The sequence below is a fragment of the Enterobacter sp. 296B2 genome, from assembly GCF_034106185.1.
Classification (GTDB): Bacteria; Pseudomonadota; Gammaproteobacteria; order Enterobacterales; family Enterobacteriaceae; genus Enterobacter; species Enterobacter cloacae_N.
The window spans coordinates 39636-55654 of sequence record NZ_JAWNCA010000029.1 but is presented as its reverse complement, the minus strand read 5'-3'; the positions used below and the strand labels follow the sequence as shown (position 1 = coordinate 55654).

Genomic DNA, 16019 nt, shown 5'->3' with positions numbered 1-16019 from the left:
ATCCGCCTCGACATTTCACACCGGCGATGCATTACGCAAAACGTCAGAACCTGTGAGTGAAATCTCATTTTTAGCGTCACATTACATTTGTCCAGCTTTTGGCAGTTTTGTCACATGGCGTGCCTCATCCTCACGCTCGTATGCTCTTTCGCATCATTGATGATTGGTTTCAGGAGTGTGTATGGCTCTGGTAGTGGAATTTACCTGTGAATTGCCCAACGGTGTTCACGCGCGTCCGGCAAGTCATGTGGAAACGCTGTGCAATACGTTTGTCTCGCAAATCGAGTGGCATAACCTGCGTACGGACCGTAAAGGCGATGCCAAAAGCGCGCTGGCATTGATTGGTACCGATACGCTGGCAGGCGATCCCTGCCGTCTGGCAATCTGCGGTGAAGATGAGCAACATGCCCATCAGCGGCTGGAGCAGTGGCTGAGAGAGGAGTTTCCGCACTGTGACGCACCGCTTGAAGGAGTTATCAGCACGGAACTGGAGCCCTTACCAGAATCACTGACACGCCTGAACCCGACGCTTTTTCGCGCCACTCCGGTATGCAGCGGCAGTGGGCAGGGCATCCTGACGGTACTGACCTCGCTGGATCTCAACGCCCTGACCGATTTACCCGAAGCACAAAACGTGGAAGCTGAGCAAGCGGCGCTGGATACCGGTATGACGCTGCTGGTCAAACACATTGAGCTGCACGCGCTGGAAGGCGACAGCACCGCCAGCGCCATTCTTGAAGCCCACCGCTCGCTGGCTACGGATACCTCGCTGCGCCAGCATCTCCTGTCAGGGGTCAACCGGGGCTTAAGCTGCGCTCAGGCCATCATCGCCACGGCCAACCATTTCTGCGAGACGTTCTCTCGTTCCAGCAGCAGCTATCTGCAGGAACGCGTACTGGACGTGCGCGACGTCTGCTATCAGCTTTTACAGCATATCTACGGTGAAGCTTGTTTCCCGTCTCCGGGGCAGCTGACGCAACCGACCGTCTGCCTTGCTGACGGCCTCACTCCCGGCCAGTTCCTGGAACTGGATAAAACCATGCTCAAAGGGTTGCTGTTAAAAAGCGGCGGAACCACCTCGCACACCGTGATCCTCGCGCGCTCCTTTAATATCCCGACGCTGGTGGGCGTCGACGGTGAAAGCCTGCTGCACTGGCGCAATCAGTCTGTCTTTGTGGATGGCAATGCCGGTGCGGTCGTAGTCAATGCCAGCGATGCGGTAGCGCGCTACTACCAACAAGAAGCGCGGGTACAACAGGCGATACGCGAGCAGCAGCGCATCTGGCTCGATCGTGAAGCCAGAACGGCCGACGGTCTGCGCATAGAGATTGCCGCGAACATCGCCCACGCGGTGGAAGCCCAGGGGGCATTTGGCAACGGCGCCGAGGGCGTGGGCCTGTTCCGCACTGAAATGCTTTATATGGATCGCACCAGCGCGCCCGGCGAAAACGAGCTATACAACATCTTCTGTCAGGCGCTGGAGAGCGCAAACGGGCGGAGCATTATTGTACGCACCATGGACATTGGCGGTGATAAGCCGGTGGAGTATCTGAATATTCCGGCAGAGAACAATCCGTTCCTCGGTTACCGCGCCGTGCGCATATATGAAGAGTATGCAACCCTTTTCACCACCCAGCTTCGGGCGATCCTGCGCGCCTCTGCTCACGGCAATCTGAAGATCATGATCCCGATGATCTCCTCGATGGAAGAGATCCTGTGGGTCAAAGAGAAACTTGCCGAAGCGAAACAACAGCTTCGCAATGAACATATTCCGTTTGATGAGAAAATCCCGTTCGGCATTATGCTGGAAGTGCCTTCGGTGATGTTCATCATCGATCAGTGCTGCGAAGAGATTGATTTCTTTAGCATTGGCAGCAATGACCTGACGCAGTATCTGCTGGCCGTCGACCGCGACAACGCCAAAGTCACGCGCCACTACAACAGCCTGAATCCGGCCTTCCTGCGCGCGCTGGATTACGCGGTGCAGGCAGTGCATCGCCAGGGGAAATGGATTGGCCTCTGCGGTGAACTGGGTGCGAAAGGGTCAGTGCTGCCGCTACTGGTAGGTCTTGGTCTGGACGAGCTCAGCATGGGCTCACCTGCTATTCCCGCTACCAAAGCACGCCTGGCTCAGCTTGATAGCCGCGCCTGTCGCCAGCTACTGAACCAGGCAATGGCGTGTCGCACATCGCTCGAAGTGGAGCATCTGCTCGCCCAGTTCCGCATGAATCAGCAGGATACGCCGCTGGTGACGCCACGCTGCATCTCTCTGGATAACGACTGGAATAGCAAAGAAGAGGTCATGAAAGGGATGACCGATAACTTGCTGCTCGCCGGGCGTTGCCGCTATCCGCGCAAGTTGGAAGCCGATCTGTGGGCACGCGAGGCGGTCTTCTCCACCGGGCTGGGTTTTGGTTTCGCCATTCCACACAGCAAATCGGAGCACATTGAGCAATCCACCATCAGCGTTGCGCGCCTGAAATCCCCCGTCATGTGGGGAGATGAAGAAGCACAATTCATCATCATGCTGACGCTGAACAAGCACGCCGCGGGCGATCAGCATATGCGTATTTTCTCCCGCCTGGCCCGCCGCATCATGCATGACGATTTCCGCAGCACGCTGGTCAACGCCAGCTCAGAAGAGGCTATCGCCTCCCTGCTGCAACACGAATTAGAACTCTGAAACGAGGAAGAGTAATGGAACTGTACCTGGATACCGCCAACGTGGCGGAAGTAGAACGCCTGGCGCGCATTTTTCCCATAGCGGGCGTCACCACAAATCCGAGCATCATTGCCGCCAGCTGCGAATCCATCTGGGACGTGCTGCCGCGTCTGCAAAAAGCCATTGGACCGGAAGGCACGCTGTTTGCTCAAACCATGAGCCGCGACGCCGAAGGCATGGTGGCGGAGGCCAAACGCCTGAGTAACGCCATCCCGGACATCGTGGTGAAAATCCCTGTCACGGCTGAGGGCCTTACCGCGATTAAGGCGCTGCAAAAAGAGGGTATTACCACGCTGGGCACTGCCGTTTATAGCGCCGCACAGGGTTTGCTCGCTGCGCTGGCTGGGGCGAAATATGTGGCCCCCTATGTAAACCGCGTCGACGCACAGGGCGGCGACGGTATTCGCATGGTCCAGGAGCTGCAATCCCTGATGGAAATGCACGCGCCGGAAAGCAGGGTGCTGGCTGCCAGCTTTAAAACGCCGCGTCAGGCGCTGGACTGCCTGCTTGCCGGGTGCGAGGCAATCACGCTTCCCTTAGATGTAGCGCAACAAATGCTCGGCACCCCGGCGGTAGAGTCAGCCATAGAGAAGTTCGAGCAGGACTGGAAAAACGCGTTTGATAACCTCAACCTCTAAGGGAGAAACGTTATGGACCGTATTATTCAATCGCCGGGGAAATATATTCAGGGCGCTGACGTGCTTACTCGCCTCGGTGACTATCTGAAACCCCTGGCCAATCGCTGGCTGGTGGTCGGCGATAAATTTGTGCTGGGTTTTGCTGAAGAGACCCTGCGTCAGAGTTTCAAAAAAGCCGAACTGCACGCTGAAATCGCGCCGTTTGGCGGCGAATGTTCGCAAAATGAAATCGATCGCCTGAAAAAGCTGGCAGACAGCGCCGACTGTCTCGCGGTGCTGGGCATCGGCGGCGGTAAAACGCTGGATACCGCCAAAGCGCTGGCGCATTTCATGGACGTGCCGGTGGCCATTGCGCCGACCATTGCCTCTACCGATGCGCCGTGCAGCGCCCTTTCCGTCATTTACACCGACAGCGGCGAGTTCGATCGCTACCTGATGCTGCCGCACAACCCGAATATGGTCATTGTCGACACCAAAGTGGTGGCGGGTGCGCCTGCGCGCCTGCTGGCCGCCGGGATAGGCGATGCGCTTGCGACCTGGTTTGAAGCGCGCGCCTGCTCGCGCAGCGGCGCAACCACCATGGCGGGCGGCAAGTGCACCCAGGCGGCGTTAGCGCTGGCTGAGCTGTGCTACAACACGCTGGTTGAAGAGGGTGAGAAAGCAATGCTGGCTGCGGAACAGCACGTGGTAACGCCAGCGCTGGAACGCATTATCGAAGCCAACACCTATCTCAGCGGCGTGGGCTTTGAAAGCGGCGGGCTGGCGGCAGCACACGCCATTCACAACGGCATGACGGCAGTGCCGGATGCGCATCACTTCTATCACGGTGAAAAAGTGGCGTTTGGCACGCTGACGCAGCTGGTGCTGGAGAACGCCCCGGTTGAAGAAATAGAGACCGTCGCCGCGCTTTGCCACAGCGTGGGGTTGCCGATCACGCTGGCACAGCTGAATATCAAAGAGGATATTCCGGCCAAAATGCGTCTGATCGCGGAAGCGTCCTGTGCCGAAGGGGAGACCATTCACAACATGCCGGGCGGCGTGACCCCGGATCAGGTCTACGCGGCGCTGCTGGTGGCTGACCAGTATGGACAGCGGTTCCTGCGGGAGTGGGAGTAATAAAAAGCCGGGCGGCGGCTGCGCCTTACCCGGCCTGTATTATTGGCAAAAATATCCCCGCCGTGGCGGGGATATTTATTTATCGCAGATCAAAGCGATCCAAATCCATTACCTTCGCCCAAGCGGCAACGAAGTCACGGACGAACTTCTCGTGCGCATCGCTGCTGGCGTAAACCTCTGCCAGCGCGCGCAGGACAGCGTTCGAGCCAAAGACCAGGTCGGCGCGGGTCGCGGTATATTTCACTTCACCGCTGGCGCGATCGCTTCCGGCAAACAGTTCATTAGATTCGTCGGTCGCCTTCCACTGAGTGTTCATGTCCAGCAGGTTCACGAAGAAATCGTTGCTCAGCACGCCTTCGCGGTTGGTGAATACGCCATTCTTGCTGCCATCGAAGTTTGTACCCAGCACGCGCAGGCCGCCGATCAGCACCGTCAGTTCAGGCGCGGTCAGGGTCAGCTGCTGGGCCTTATCAATTAGCAGTGACTCCGTCGTGGACACATCCACCTGCGCACGGTAGTTGCGGAAACCGTCGGCAACCGGCTCGAGCAGGTTGAACATCTCGATATCCGTCTGGTCCTGACGCGCATCCACGCGGCCCGGGGTGAACGGTACGTTGACATAAACGCCCGCCGCTTTCGCCGCCTGCTCAACGCCCACGACGCCCGCCAGCACGATAATATCGGCCAGCGAGGCTTTATTGGTGGTGCGCTGGATAGCTTCCAGAGCCGGCAACGCGCGAACCGCCGCGGCGTTCACATCCCAGTCGCGCTGAGGAGCCAGCGCCAGACGCGCGCCGTTGGCACCGCCGCGCTTGTCGCCGCCGCGGAAGGTCGATGCAGACGCCCAGGCAACGGAAACCAGTTCGCTCACGGAGAGGCCGGAGGCCGCGATTTCCGCCTTCAGGCTTTCAATGTCCTCTTTCGACGGATTGAACACCGCCTGCGGCAGCGGATCCTGCCAAATCAGATCTTCTTTCGGCACTTCCGGACCGATGTACCGCGCTTTTGGCCCCATATCGCGGTGGGTCAGTTTGAACCACGCACGCGCGAAGGCTTCGTTAAAGGCCTGCGGATCGTTCAGGAAGCGACGGGAAATTTTCTCGAATTCCGGGTCAAAACGCAGCGTCAGGTCGGTGACCAGCATGGTAGGTTTGCGTTTCTTCGACGGGTCGAACGGATCGGGCATGATTTCCGGCGCATCCACGGCTTCAAACTGAATCGCGCCTGCCGGGCTACGGGTCTGCACCCATTCGTATTTGAACAGGTTCTCGAAGAAGTAGTTGCTCCACTGGGTCGGAGTTTGTGACCAGATGACTTCCAGCCCGGAGGTGATAGCATCAGCGCCAATACCGGTGCCGTGCGTGCTTGCCCAGCCTAAGCCCTGCGCTTCAATCGGCGAGGCTTCCGGGTCGGTACCAACGTGCGTGGCTTCACCCGCGCCGTGGGTTTTACCGAGCGTATGGCCGCCTGCAATCAGCGCGACGGTCTCTTCGTCGTTCATCCCCATGTTGCCGAAGGTTGCGCGAATTGCCGCAGCCGCCGACAGCGGTTCACCGCTGGCGTTTGGCCCTTCCGGGTTCACGTAAATCAGGCCCATTTCAGTGGCACCCAGAGGACGCTTCGCCAGCGCTTCCGGGTCACGGTGGGTCAGCCAGGCTTTTTCATCGCCCCAGTTCACGTCCAGATCCGGTTCCCAGACGTCTTCACGACCGGCGCCAAAACCAAAGGTGCGGAAGCCGGAGTTCTCCAGCGCCACGTTACCCGCGAGGATAAACAGGTCGGCCCAGGAGATTTTTTGTCCGTATTTTTGCTTGATTGGCCACAGCAGGCGGCGCGCTTTATCCAGGCTGACGTTATCAGGCCAGGAGTTCAGTGGCGCAAAGCGCTGCTGACCGCGTCCGGCACCGCCGCGTCCGTCAACGGAGCGATAGGTACCGGCACCGTGCCAGGCCATGCGAATAAACAGGCCAGCATAGCTGCCCCAGTCGGCAGGCCACCAGGGTTGAGAGTCGGTTAACAGGGCTTTGAGATCGCCCTTGAGGGCGGAATAGTCGAGCTTGCTGAATTCTTTGCGGTAGTCAAAGTCTTCACCCAGAGGGTTAGAACGGTTGGAATGTTGATTTAGAAGATCGATGCGGAGTTGTTTAGGCCACCACTCTTTACTGCCGGTACCTGCGCCCGCGCTGTGATCGACGCCGCCCTGATGGAACGGACATTTGCCGGCGGATGCCGCGTTATTGGTCTCGTCTGACGTGCTCATCGCTATGCTCCCTTTACAGTGTTACCGTTACGATATACACCACTAGCAATAAGATATAGTTGAATTAATCCACAGATTCGATAGTTAATACCTTTTAACTTTCTACCTGACTAAAAAGCCCTCAATTTTATGAGGGCTTTTTGCTGATTACGCCGGGCGAACGCCGAGCGTGTGACAAATGGCGTAGCTCATCTCCGCACGGTTCAGCGTGTAGAAGTGGAAATCTTTCACCCCTTCGCGGCTTAAAATCTTCACCATGTCCATCGCGATGTTGGCCCCCACCAGCTTGCGGGTTTCCGGGTCATCGTCCAGCCCTTCGTACATTTTGGACATCCACAGCGGAATGCGCACGTTGGTCATATCGGCGAATTTCTTCGCCTGTTTGAAGTTCGAGACAGGCAAAATGCCAGGGATGATTTCGACGTCGATACCAGCCGAGACGCAGCGGTCGCGGAAGCGCAGATAGCTTTCCACGTCAAAGAAGAACTGGGTGATGGCGCGGTTGGCACCAGCCTCCACCTTACGCTTCAGGTTAAGCAGATCCGCCTGGGCGCTTTTCGCTTCCGGATGAACTTCAGGGTAGGCGGCCACGGAGATATCGAAGTCGGCCACCTCTTTCAGCAGCCCGACCAGGTCGGCCGCATACATCTCTGGCTTGCCGCTGCCGGGAGGGAGATCGCCGCGCAGGGCAACGATATGGCGAATACCGTTGTTCCAGTAGTCCTGGGCAATGGCGCGCAGTTCATCGCGAGTGGCGTCGATACAGGTCAGGTGCGGTGCCGCTTCCAGACCGGTTCTGTCCTTAATGCCTTTAATGATGCTGTGCGTACGGTCACGCTCGCCGGAGTTCGCACCGTATGTCACGGAGACAAACTTTGGCTTCAGGCTGCTCAGGCGATCGATAGAGCTCCACAGGGTTTGCTCCATTTCACTGGTGCGCGGCGGGAAAAATTCAAAAGAGACGTTAATCTGGCCGTTTACTTCGGCCAGGCTCTGATTCAGTGCTTCCCGCTGGTTGGCGTGAAAAAAGCTCATACCTTACCTCTATCTTTCGCGTGTCGTTGTCTGTTGTGTTGTGAACTTCTATACGTTTAGACGTCCAGATGTAAAAATGACGGAAAAGCGAAGGGACGTCAACATAAATAATCAACAATAACGGTGAGGTTTGCTCAGGGAAGATGAGAGAAATTCATGATGAGGGGGAAAAGACCGCACCGAGCAGTCCCCTCTCCCCTTTGGGGAGAGGGTTAGGGTGAGGGGTTACAGCAGCTTAGCCAGACGGTTGATGTCGGACTGGATCGCCCCGGCGGTGACGTCGCGCCCCGCGCCCGGACCGCGGATCACCAGCGGGTTATCGCGGTACCAGCGGCTTTCAATGGCGAAGACGTTATCGCACGGCAGCAGCGCCGCCAGCGGATGGTCAGGACGCACCGCTTCGACACCCACGCGCGCCTTACCGTTCGCCTCGAAACGCGCCACGTAGCGCAACACCAGCCCCATCTCATTTGCCGCTTCCAGACGCTGCACCATCTGGTCATTCAGCTCGTCACCGTTCTCGAAGAAATGGTCAACGGACCCTTCCTCGCAGCCCGCAGGGACCAGCGACTCGACGCGTACAGAATCCGGCTCGATGTCATAACCGGCTTCGCGCGCCAGGATCACCAGCTTGCGCATCACGTCTTTACCGGAGAGATCAACGCGCGGATCGGGCTCGGTTAAGCCCTGCTGCCACGCCTGATCCACCAGGTCGGTGAATGGTACGGTGCCGTCAAACTGCAGGAATAGCCAGGAGAGCGTGCCGGAGAAGATCCCGCTCAGCGCCAGAATGCTGTCGCCGCTTTCAATCAGGTCGCGCACGGTGTGGTTAACCGGCAGGCCCGCGCCAACGGTGGCGTTATAGAGCCAGTGGCGGCCCGTTTTTTCGAACGCGTCGTGGATCTGGCGGTATTTATCGGTGCTGCTTGCCCCCGCCAGCTTATTGGCGCTGATGACGTGGAAACCGTGGCTGGCGAAATCCAGATACTGATCGGCAAGCTGTTCGCTGGCGGTAACGTCCAGCACCACCAGATCGTCATACGGGTGCGCGCGCATCCACAGGAACAGCGCTTCTTCATCCTGCTCTACGGCTTCATCGTTAAAGAAGGCAAGCGCGCGGCTGGCGTCCAGCCCTTCGTAGTTCAGCAGGCTGCGGCGGCTGTCCACCACGCCCGCAAGAATAAATTCAAATCCGGTACGCGCCGAGAGCGTGACCTGCTCGCGGGCAAACAACTCCAGCCAGCGGGAGCCGATGTTGCCTTTCCCAAACAGTACCAGCCCGATGCGTTTTTCCGCGCGGAACAGGGAGGTGTGCAGGCCCTGAATCAGGCTCTCGGTTGGCCCTTTCCGCAGGACCGCGACCAGGCTGATGCCCTCTTCCGACTGCCAGGTGAACTCCACCGGCTGGCCTTTCAGCTGCTGCCAGAAGCGGTGGCAGTGCAGCGGGTTACGGGTGACGCCCGCGCCCACCATCGCCACCAGCGCCAACCCCTGACGCAGGCGAAGCTCGCCCGGCAGGCCCGCTTCATCCAGAATTTTCAGCGCGCTGTCCGCCACTTCGGCGGTATAACAGAACTGCAGCAGCTGACGGTCATTGTGAACGCCAACGGCCAGCGGACGCACCTGGGCGCGTTTCAGGATCGTGTCGATATCTTTATGTGCCAGTTTGAAATCCTGACCGGCAGGGACCTGGAACTCAATCAGGCAGATGTCGTCGTGGCTGGTGACAATACGCGCGCCCGTGCCGGACGCCAGCACGCGCTCAATGCGCGTGGAACCCTGGTCCGGCGTATAGCTACAGCGCAGCTGCAGGTCGATATCGCTGCCGGAAACCGGCTGCAGCGTGCGCGCGTGCAGTACCGGCGCAGCCAGCCGTGCCAGCTCGCTGGCTTCGTCGAGACGCAGCAGCGGCAGCAGACAGGCATCTTTCACCTTACGCGGGTCCGCGCTGTAAACACCGGCCACGTCGCTCCAGATGGTGACGCGGGACACGCCCGCCAGGGCACCAATCTGCGTTGCCGAGTAGTCCGAGCCGTTACGGCCCAGCAGCACGGTTTCGCCCGCGTTGCTGCGGCTGATAAAGCCGGTGACGACAATACGTTTGCCCGGATGCTGCACCAGCAGCTGCTGTAGCAACGGGTAGGACAACCCTTCATCCACCTGCGGCTGCGCGGCGCGTTCCGCGCGCAGGAAATCGCGCGCGTCGAGCCAGGCCGCTTCCACGCCCAGATGTTGCAGCACGGCGGCCATCAGACGCGCGGACCACACTTCACCGTGGCCCACCACTTCGGCATACACCGCGTCGGTAATCCCGCTGTCCAGCAGGGCAGCAAGACGCTCAAGATCGTGCGTGAAAGCGCTGATCAGCCCGTCCGCCACGTCCGCAGGCAGCAGGCCGGCAATCAGCTCGCTCTGGTAACGACGTAAGGACTGTTGCACCTGATGCGCAGAAAGGCGATCGGTCTGGCTCAGTTTCAGCCAGCTAATCAACTGGTTGGTGGTGCTGCCCGCCGCTGAGACAACCATCATGTCACCCGGCTGTGAATATTCGGTCATGATCCCTGCGACGCGCAGGTAACATTTCACATCAGCAAGACTACTACCACCAAACTTGTGCAGCTGACGACCCTTCGCCCCTGCCTGCGCTATCACACTCATGATTACCCCTTGGCTGCGATCCGGAAGCCATTTTCCAGATCGGCAATTAAATCTTCAGAATCTTCAATGCCGGTTGAGATACGCAGCAGCGTCTCGGAAATCCCGGCGGCGGCACGTGCTTCGGGTGCCATACCTGCGTGCGTCATGGTCGCGGCGTGGGAGATCAAGCTTTCAACCCCACCTAAGGATTCCGCCAGCGTAAACAATGACAGCCCGCTCAGGAAGCGACGCAGCGTTTGCTCGTCACCGTCCAGTTCAAAACTTAACATCGCGCCAAATCCCTTTTGCTGGCGCGCGGCAATCTCGTGCCCCTGGTTTTCCGGCAGCGACGGGTGATAAAGCTTCTTCACCAGCGGCTGGGTTTTCAGGAAATCGACAATCGCCTGGGCATTACGCTGCGCCACGTCCATGCGCGGCGACAGCGTGCGGATGCCGCGCAACAGCAGGTAGCTGTCGAACGCGCCCGCGGTGACGCCAATGTTATTGGCCCACCATGCCAGTTCCGTGACAACGTCGGGATCTTTGGCAATCACCACGCCCGCCACCACGTCAGAATGGCCGTTCAGATATTTAGTACATGAATGCAATACCAGATCCGCACCCAGTGCTAACGGGTTCTGAAGCGCCGGACTGAGGAAGGTATTATCCACTACACTTATCGCTCCCGCATCCCTTGCGAGCTGACAAATTTTCGCAATGTCGACAACGCGCAACAATGGGTTGCTTGGACTTTCCACCAGAACCAGCTTTGGTTTCTCTGCCAGCGCCTGTTTCAGCGCCTGTTCGTCGTTTTGATCGACAAACAGCACGCGGTAGCAGCCGCGCTTTGCCAGGCTATCAAACAGGCGATAGCTCCCGCCGTAGCAGTCGTGCGGCGCAACCAGCAGATCGCCCGGTTTCAGGAAAACTGTCGTCACCAGGTGAATGGCGGACATCCCGGTATTGGTTAATACTGCCCCTGCGCCCCCTTCCAGCTCGGCCAGCGCACGCTGGGTCACATCACGCGTAGGATTGCCACGACGCGAATAGTCATGCGCGCGGGGTTCATTAAATCCGGTGAAATTGTAGGTGCTGGAAAGATGAATGGGCGGGACAACGCAGCCGTACTGCTCGTCATCATTTAATCCGCTACGCACTGCGATAGTGGCCTGTTTACGCGTCATGGTGAGGGCTTCCTGGCGAATGAGGTGAAAAGTCAGGCACCAGAGTAAACATTGAAAGTATGGACGTCAATACATCTGGACATCTAAACTTCTTTGCGTATAGATTGAGCAATGCGCAAATAGCCGTTAAAATTATATGCTTTAGTGCACGCTGCAGCGGCAATATCCGTGCCACGGTATCGTCTCTACGGTAAACTACGCAAGATTACGGTTCAAAACGGGCAGTGACCGGTTTGCACCTTTAGATTAATGACTGAGAGGATTAAAGGTATCTCATGGCTGAATGGAGCGGCGAATATATCAGCCCATACGCTGAGCACGGTAAGAAGAGTGAGCAAGTAAAGAAAATTACGGTTTCCATTCCTCTGAAGGTGTTGAAGATCCTCACCGATGAACGTACGCGTCGTCAGGTGAATAACCTGCGCCACGCGACTAACAGCGAACTGCTGTGCGAAGCGTTCCTGCATGCGTTTACCGGCCAACCGTTGCCGAACGATGACGATCTGCGCAAAGAGCGTAGCGACGAAATCCCGGAAGAGGCGAAGGTGATCATGCGTGAACTGGGTATTGACCCGGAGACGTGGGAATACTGAGAAGCGGATACAAAAAAGGCACCTTGCGGTGCCTTTTTTTCGGGAAACTTATTTAGCGCCCGGGATGCTGAAACGCTTGTTGAAGCGGTCAACACGGCCACCGGTTGCAACATCACGCTGCTTACCAGTGTAGAACGGGTGGCATTTGCCGCACACGTCCAGGTTCAGATCGTGACCCACGGTAGAGCGGATCTGGATAGAGTTACCGCAAGAGCAGTTTGCAGTAATCATTTCGTATTTCGGGTGAATATCTTTTTTCATGGGAGAACCTCAGTTAAGGCCGCGTCGCTCTTCCAGCCCTAACGCCAGACACCACGCGATGTTGAATGTAAGTTCTTTGGCGTAAAGTACACCAAAGGCGGCGAATCATACAGAATTTAACCAACGTATGCAAACTGATCCGCACGCCGCTTTTACTAATGTGTATACTAACGCGCCACTTTTCAAGTCAGGAAGATTCGATGCCCGTCGCTCACGTTGCCCTGCCCGTTCCGCTTCCCCGCACCTTTGACTACCTGCTGCCCGACAGCATGAGTGCCAAAGCGGGCTGTCGCGTGACCGTGCCGTTTGGCAAACAGCAGCGCGTGGGGATCGTCGTCTCCGTCAGCGATAAAAGCGAATTGCCCCTCAATGAACTGAAGTCGGTCGTTGAGGTGCTGGACCTCGAGCCGGTTTTCTCCACCAGCACCTGGCGACTGCTGCTGTGGGCGGCGGATTATTATCACCATCCGATTGGCGACGTCCTCTTCCACGCCCTGCCTATTCTGCTGCGCCAGGGCAAGAGTGCCAGCCACGCCCCGATGTGGTACTGGTTTGCCACCGAACAGGGGCAGGCCGTGGACATTAACAGCCTCAAGCGCTCGCAGAAACAGCAGCAGGCGCTAGCGGCGCTGCGTCAGGGGAAAATCTGGCGGCATCAGGTTAACGAGCTTGAGGTCAGCGAAACCGCGCTACAGGCATTAAGAAAGAAAGGGCTGAGCGAGCTGGCCAGCGAAGCGCCTGCCCTTCACGACTGGCGCGACGGCTTCTCCGTCTCAGGCGATCGCCTGCGTCTGAATACCGAGCAGGCCACCGCGGTAGGCGCCATTCACAGCGCCTCGGACCATTTTTCCGCCTGGCTGCTGGCGGGCGTGACGGGCTCCGGCAAAACGGAAGTCTACCTGAGCGTACTGGAAAACGTGCTCGCGCAGGGTAAACAGGCGCTGGTGATGGTGCCGGAAATCGGCCTGACGCCGCAGACAATCGCCCGATTCCGCGAGCGCTTTAACGCGCCGGTTGAGGTGCTGCACTCGGGGCTTAACGATAGCGAGCGCCTTAGCGCCTGGCTGAAAGCGAAAAACGGCGAAGCGGCGATAGTGATCGGCACCCGCTCGTCGCTGTTTACGCCGTTTAAAAACCTTGGCGTTATCGTGATCGATGAAGAGCACGACAGCTCCTATAAACAGCAGGAAGGCTGGCGCTACCATGCCCGCGATCTGGCGGTCTACCGCGCGCACAGCGAGCAAATTCCCATTATTCTCGGCTCCGCCACGCCGGCGCTCGAAACGCTGCACAACGTGCGCCAGCGTAAATATCACATGCTGCGCCTGACGCGTCGCGCGGGGAACGCCCGTCCGGCCATTCAGCACGTGCTGGATCTCAAAGGCCAGCAGGTGCAGGCAGGGTTAGCGCCCGCATTGATTTCCCGCATGCGCCAGCATTTGCAGGCGGGGAACCAGGTGATCCTGTTCCTGAACCGTCGCGGATTCGCCCCCGCCCTGCTGTGCCACGACTGCGGCTGGATTGCAGAATGCCCGCGCTGTGACCACTACTACACCTTCCATCAGGCCCAGCGTCACCTGCGCTGCCACCACTGCGACAGCCAGCGCCCGGTGCCGCGCCAGTGCCCGTCGTGCGGATCAACGCATATCGTGCCGGTCGGTCTGGGCACGGAACAACTTGAACAGGCGCTTGGCCCCTTCTTCCCGGACGTGCCTATTTCCCGAATCGACCGGGACACCACCAGCCGCAAAGGCGCGCTGGAACAGCAGCTGGCAGAAGTGCATCGCGGCGGCGCGCGCATCCTGATTGGTACTCAGATGCTGGCCAAAGGGCACCACTTCCCGGACGTGACGCTGGTCGCCCTGCTGGACGTGGACGGCGCGCTGTTCTCGGCCGATTTCCGCTCCGCCGAGCGCTTCGCCCAGCTTTATACCCAGGTGGCAGGGCGTGCGGGACGTGCTGGCAAGCAGGGCGAGGTGGTACTGCAAACGCACCACCCTGAGCACCCGCTGCTGCAAACCCTGCTGCATAAAGGCTATGACGCCTTCGCCGAGCAGGCGTTGGCCGAGCGCCAGACCATGCAGCTGCCGCCGTGGACCAGCCACGTCATCATCCGCGCGGAAGATCATAACAACCAGCAGGCCCCGCTTTTCCTGCAACAGCTGAGGAATCTCCTGCAGGCCAGCCCGCTGGTGGATAACCAGCTGTGGATCCTGGGCCCGGTGCCGGCGCTGGCGCCGAAGCGCGGCGGACGTTTTCGCTGGCAAATTTTACTCCAGCACCCCTCGCGTATTCGCCTGCAGCACATCGTCAGCGGCACGCTGGCGCTCATCAACACCCTGCCGGAAGCGCGAAAAGTGAAGTGGGTACTGGACGTCGATCCCATCGAAGGCTGAAGACGGATCGAAAAATTTAACGCGCCTCACACTTTTTATGAAAATTCTGTAACCGATTCCATTAACTATCTGTAAAAATGGTGGTGTCCGCAGTTCGGTGTTCAGGCGAGGAGAAGACGTTGAAGTCCAGGAAAGAGGTTGCCACGGCGACCATGAAAGACGTTGCCGAGAAAGCACAAGTCTCAACAGCAACCGTGTCCCGCGCATTAATGAACCCGGATAAAGTCTCCCAGGCGACCCGTAACAAGGTTGAACAGGCGGCGCTGGAAGTGGGTTACTTCCCTCAGGCCATGGGGCGGAACGTCAAGCGCAATGAATCGCGGACCATCCTGGTGATAGTGCCGGACATCTGCGATCCCTTCTTTAGCGAGATCATTCGCGGCATCGAAGTGACGGCTGCGGAGCAGGGCTATCTGGTGCTGATTGGCGACTGCGCCCATCAGAACCAGCAGGAAAAAACCTTTATCGACCTCATTATTACCAAGCAGATTGACGGCATGCTGCTGCTTGGCTCACGCCTGCCGTTTGATGCCAGCATCGAAGAACAGCGCAATTTACCACCGATGGTGATGGCCAACGAGTTTGCCCCCGAGCTGGAGCTGCCGACGGTTCATATCGATAACCTGACGGCCGCGTTCAACGCGGTGAACTATCTTCAGGAGCTGGGGCATAAGCGGATTGGCTGCATTGCCGGGCCGGAAGAGATGCCGCTCTGCCACTATCGCCTGCAGGGCTATGTTCAGGCGCTGCGCCGTACCGGTGCGATTGTCGATCCGCACTACATTGCGCGCGGTGATTTTACTTTCGAAGCGGGCGGACAGGCGCTGGAGAAACTGCTGGCGCTGCCGGAACCGCCAACAGCGGTGTTCTGCCACAGCGACGTGATGGCGCTGGGGGCGCTGTCCCACGCCAAACGCCGTGGCTTACGCGTGCCGAAAGATCTGTCGATTATCGGTTTCGATAACATTTCGCTTTCAGAGTTTTGCGATCCGCCGCTCTCCACCGTGTCACAACCGCGCTATCAGATTGGCCGTGAAGCGATGCTGCTTCTGCTGGATCAGCTGCAGGGTCAAACAGTTAGCAGCGGCTCACGGTTACTGGACTGCGAGCTGATTGTTCGCGGCTCTACCCAGGCATTGACTTAAAGTAAACGCCTTTCGGACACCCTTATCTGGTC

General features: G+C 58.4%; 11 protein-coding genes. 6 read left to right on the top strand and 5 right to left on the bottom strand.

The annotated features are described in order from the left end of the window. The first annotated feature begins 181 nt into the window (after window positions 1-181). The 3 genes from ptsP to URZ40_RS18745 are packed head-to-tail and all read left to right on the top strand — an operon-like array spanning window position 182 to window position 4476. Window positions 182-2683: a phosphoenolpyruvate--protein phosphotransferase gene (gene ptsP, locus URZ40_RS18755; protein ID WP_320720974.1), complete on the top strand. Its 2502-nt coding sequence runs from the start codon at window positions 182-184 to the stop codon at window positions 2681-2683. Window positions 2684-2697: 14 nt separating this feature from the next. After that, on the top strand, window positions 2698-3360 hold the full coding sequence (gene fsa / locus URZ40_RS18750; RefSeq protein WP_316380721.1) for a fructose-6-phosphate aldolase: 663 nt from the start codon (window positions 2698-2700) through the stop codon (window positions 3358-3360). Between the two features lie 12 nt (window positions 3361-3372). Next, a complete protein-coding gene (locus tag URZ40_RS18745) occupies window positions 3373-4476 on the top strand; it encodes a glycerol dehydrogenase (RefSeq protein WP_166712621.1) in 1104 nt (367 codons plus the stop codon). A gap of 79 nt (window positions 4477-4555) precedes the next feature. Here the strand turns inward: URZ40_RS18745 and katG are convergent, their stop codons facing one another. The 4 genes from katG to metB all read right to left on the bottom strand — a co-directional run bounded on the left by katG (window position 4556) and on the right by metB (window position 11592). Then, window positions 4556-6736 (bottom strand): catalase/peroxidase HPI, encoded by a 2181-nt coding sequence (katG, locus tag URZ40_RS18740; protein ID WP_116344049.1) that lies wholly within the window; start codon window positions 6734-6736, stop codon window positions 4556-4558. A gap of 147 nt (window positions 6737-6883) precedes the next feature. Then, window positions 6884-7771, bottom strand: a complete 888-nt coding sequence (metF, locus tag URZ40_RS18735; protein ID WP_008501796.1) for a methylenetetrahydrofolate reductase — start codon at window positions 7769-7771, stop codon at window positions 6884-6886. A gap of 225 nt (window positions 7772-7996) precedes the next feature. Further along, a complete protein-coding gene (locus URZ40_RS18730; protein WP_116343780.1) occupies window positions 7997-10429 on the bottom strand; it encodes a bifunctional aspartate kinase/homoserine dehydrogenase II in 2433 nt (810 codons plus the stop codon). A gap of 2 nt (window positions 10430-10431) precedes the next feature. Continuing rightward, on the bottom strand, window positions 10432-11592 hold the full coding sequence (gene metB, locus URZ40_RS18725) for a cystathionine gamma-synthase (protein WP_045909121.1): 1161 nt from the start codon (window positions 11590-11592) through the stop codon (window positions 10432-10434). Window positions 11593-11867: 275 nt separating this feature from the next. On the opposite strand from metB, the gene metJ reads away from it, so the two are divergent. Further along, the gene (gene metJ / locus URZ40_RS18720) at window positions 11868-12185 is read left to right on the top strand and encodes a met regulon transcriptional regulator MetJ (protein ID WP_003862042.1); all 318 of its coding nucleotides are present in this window, start codon (window positions 11868-11870) and stop codon (window positions 12183-12185) included. 48 nt (window positions 12186-12233) lie between these two features. Here the strand turns inward: metJ and rpmE are convergent, their stop codons facing one another. Then, on the bottom strand, window positions 12234-12446 hold the full coding sequence (gene rpmE / locus URZ40_RS18715) for a 50S ribosomal protein L31 (RefSeq protein WP_003862040.1): 213 nt from the start codon (window positions 12444-12446) through the stop codon (window positions 12234-12236). A 200-nt stretch (window positions 12447-12646) separates the two neighbouring features. On the opposite strand from rpmE, the gene priA reads away from it, so the two are divergent. Together priA and cytR are read left to right on the top strand one after the other, a co-directional pair. Then, on the top strand, window positions 12647-14842 hold the full coding sequence (gene priA, locus URZ40_RS18710) for a primosomal protein N' (RefSeq protein WP_192984575.1): 2196 nt from the start codon (window positions 12647-12649) through the stop codon (window positions 14840-14842). A 119-nt stretch (window positions 14843-14961) separates the two neighbouring features. Continuing rightward, entirely contained in the window at window positions 14962-15987 is a 1026-nt protein-coding gene (gene cytR / locus URZ40_RS18705) for a DNA-binding transcriptional regulator CytR (RefSeq protein WP_080330329.1), read from the top strand. The last annotated feature ends 32 nt before the right edge of the window (window positions 15988-16019 follow it).

Coding starts and splice junctions, on each gene's coding strand:
- metB (WP_045909121.1), bottom strand. CDS start 11,592: ATGACGCGTAAACAGGCCACTATCGCAGTGCGTAGCGGATTAAATGAT.
- URZ40_RS18730 (WP_116343780.1), bottom strand. CDS start 10,429: ATGAGTGTGATAGCGCAGGCAGGGGCGAAGGGTCGTCAGCTGCACAAG.
- fsa (WP_316380721.1), top strand. CDS start 2,698: ATGGAACTGTACCTGGATACCGCCAACGTGGCGGAAGTAGAACGCCTG.
- metF (WP_008501796.1), bottom strand. CDS start 7,771: ATGAGCTTTTTTCACGCCAACCAGCGGGAAGCACTGAATCAGAGCCTG.
- rpmE (WP_003862040.1), bottom strand. CDS start 12,446: ATGAAAAAAGATATTCACCCGAAATACGAAATGATTACTGCAAACTGC.
- ptsP (WP_320720974.1), top strand. CDS start 182: ATGGCTCTGGTAGTGGAATTTACCTGTGAATTGCCCAACGGTGTTCAC.
- URZ40_RS18745 (WP_166712621.1), top strand. CDS start 3,373: ATGGACCGTATTATTCAATCGCCGGGGAAATATATTCAGGGCGCTGAC.
- metJ (WP_003862042.1), top strand. CDS start 11,868: ATGGCTGAATGGAGCGGCGAATATATCAGCCCATACGCTGAGCACGGT.
- priA (WP_192984575.1), top strand. CDS start 12,647: ATGCCCGTCGCTCACGTTGCCCTGCCCGTTCCGCTTCCCCGCACCTTT.
- katG (WP_116344049.1), bottom strand. CDS start 6,736: ATGAGCACGTCAGACGAGACCAATAACGCGGCATCCGCCGGCAAATGT.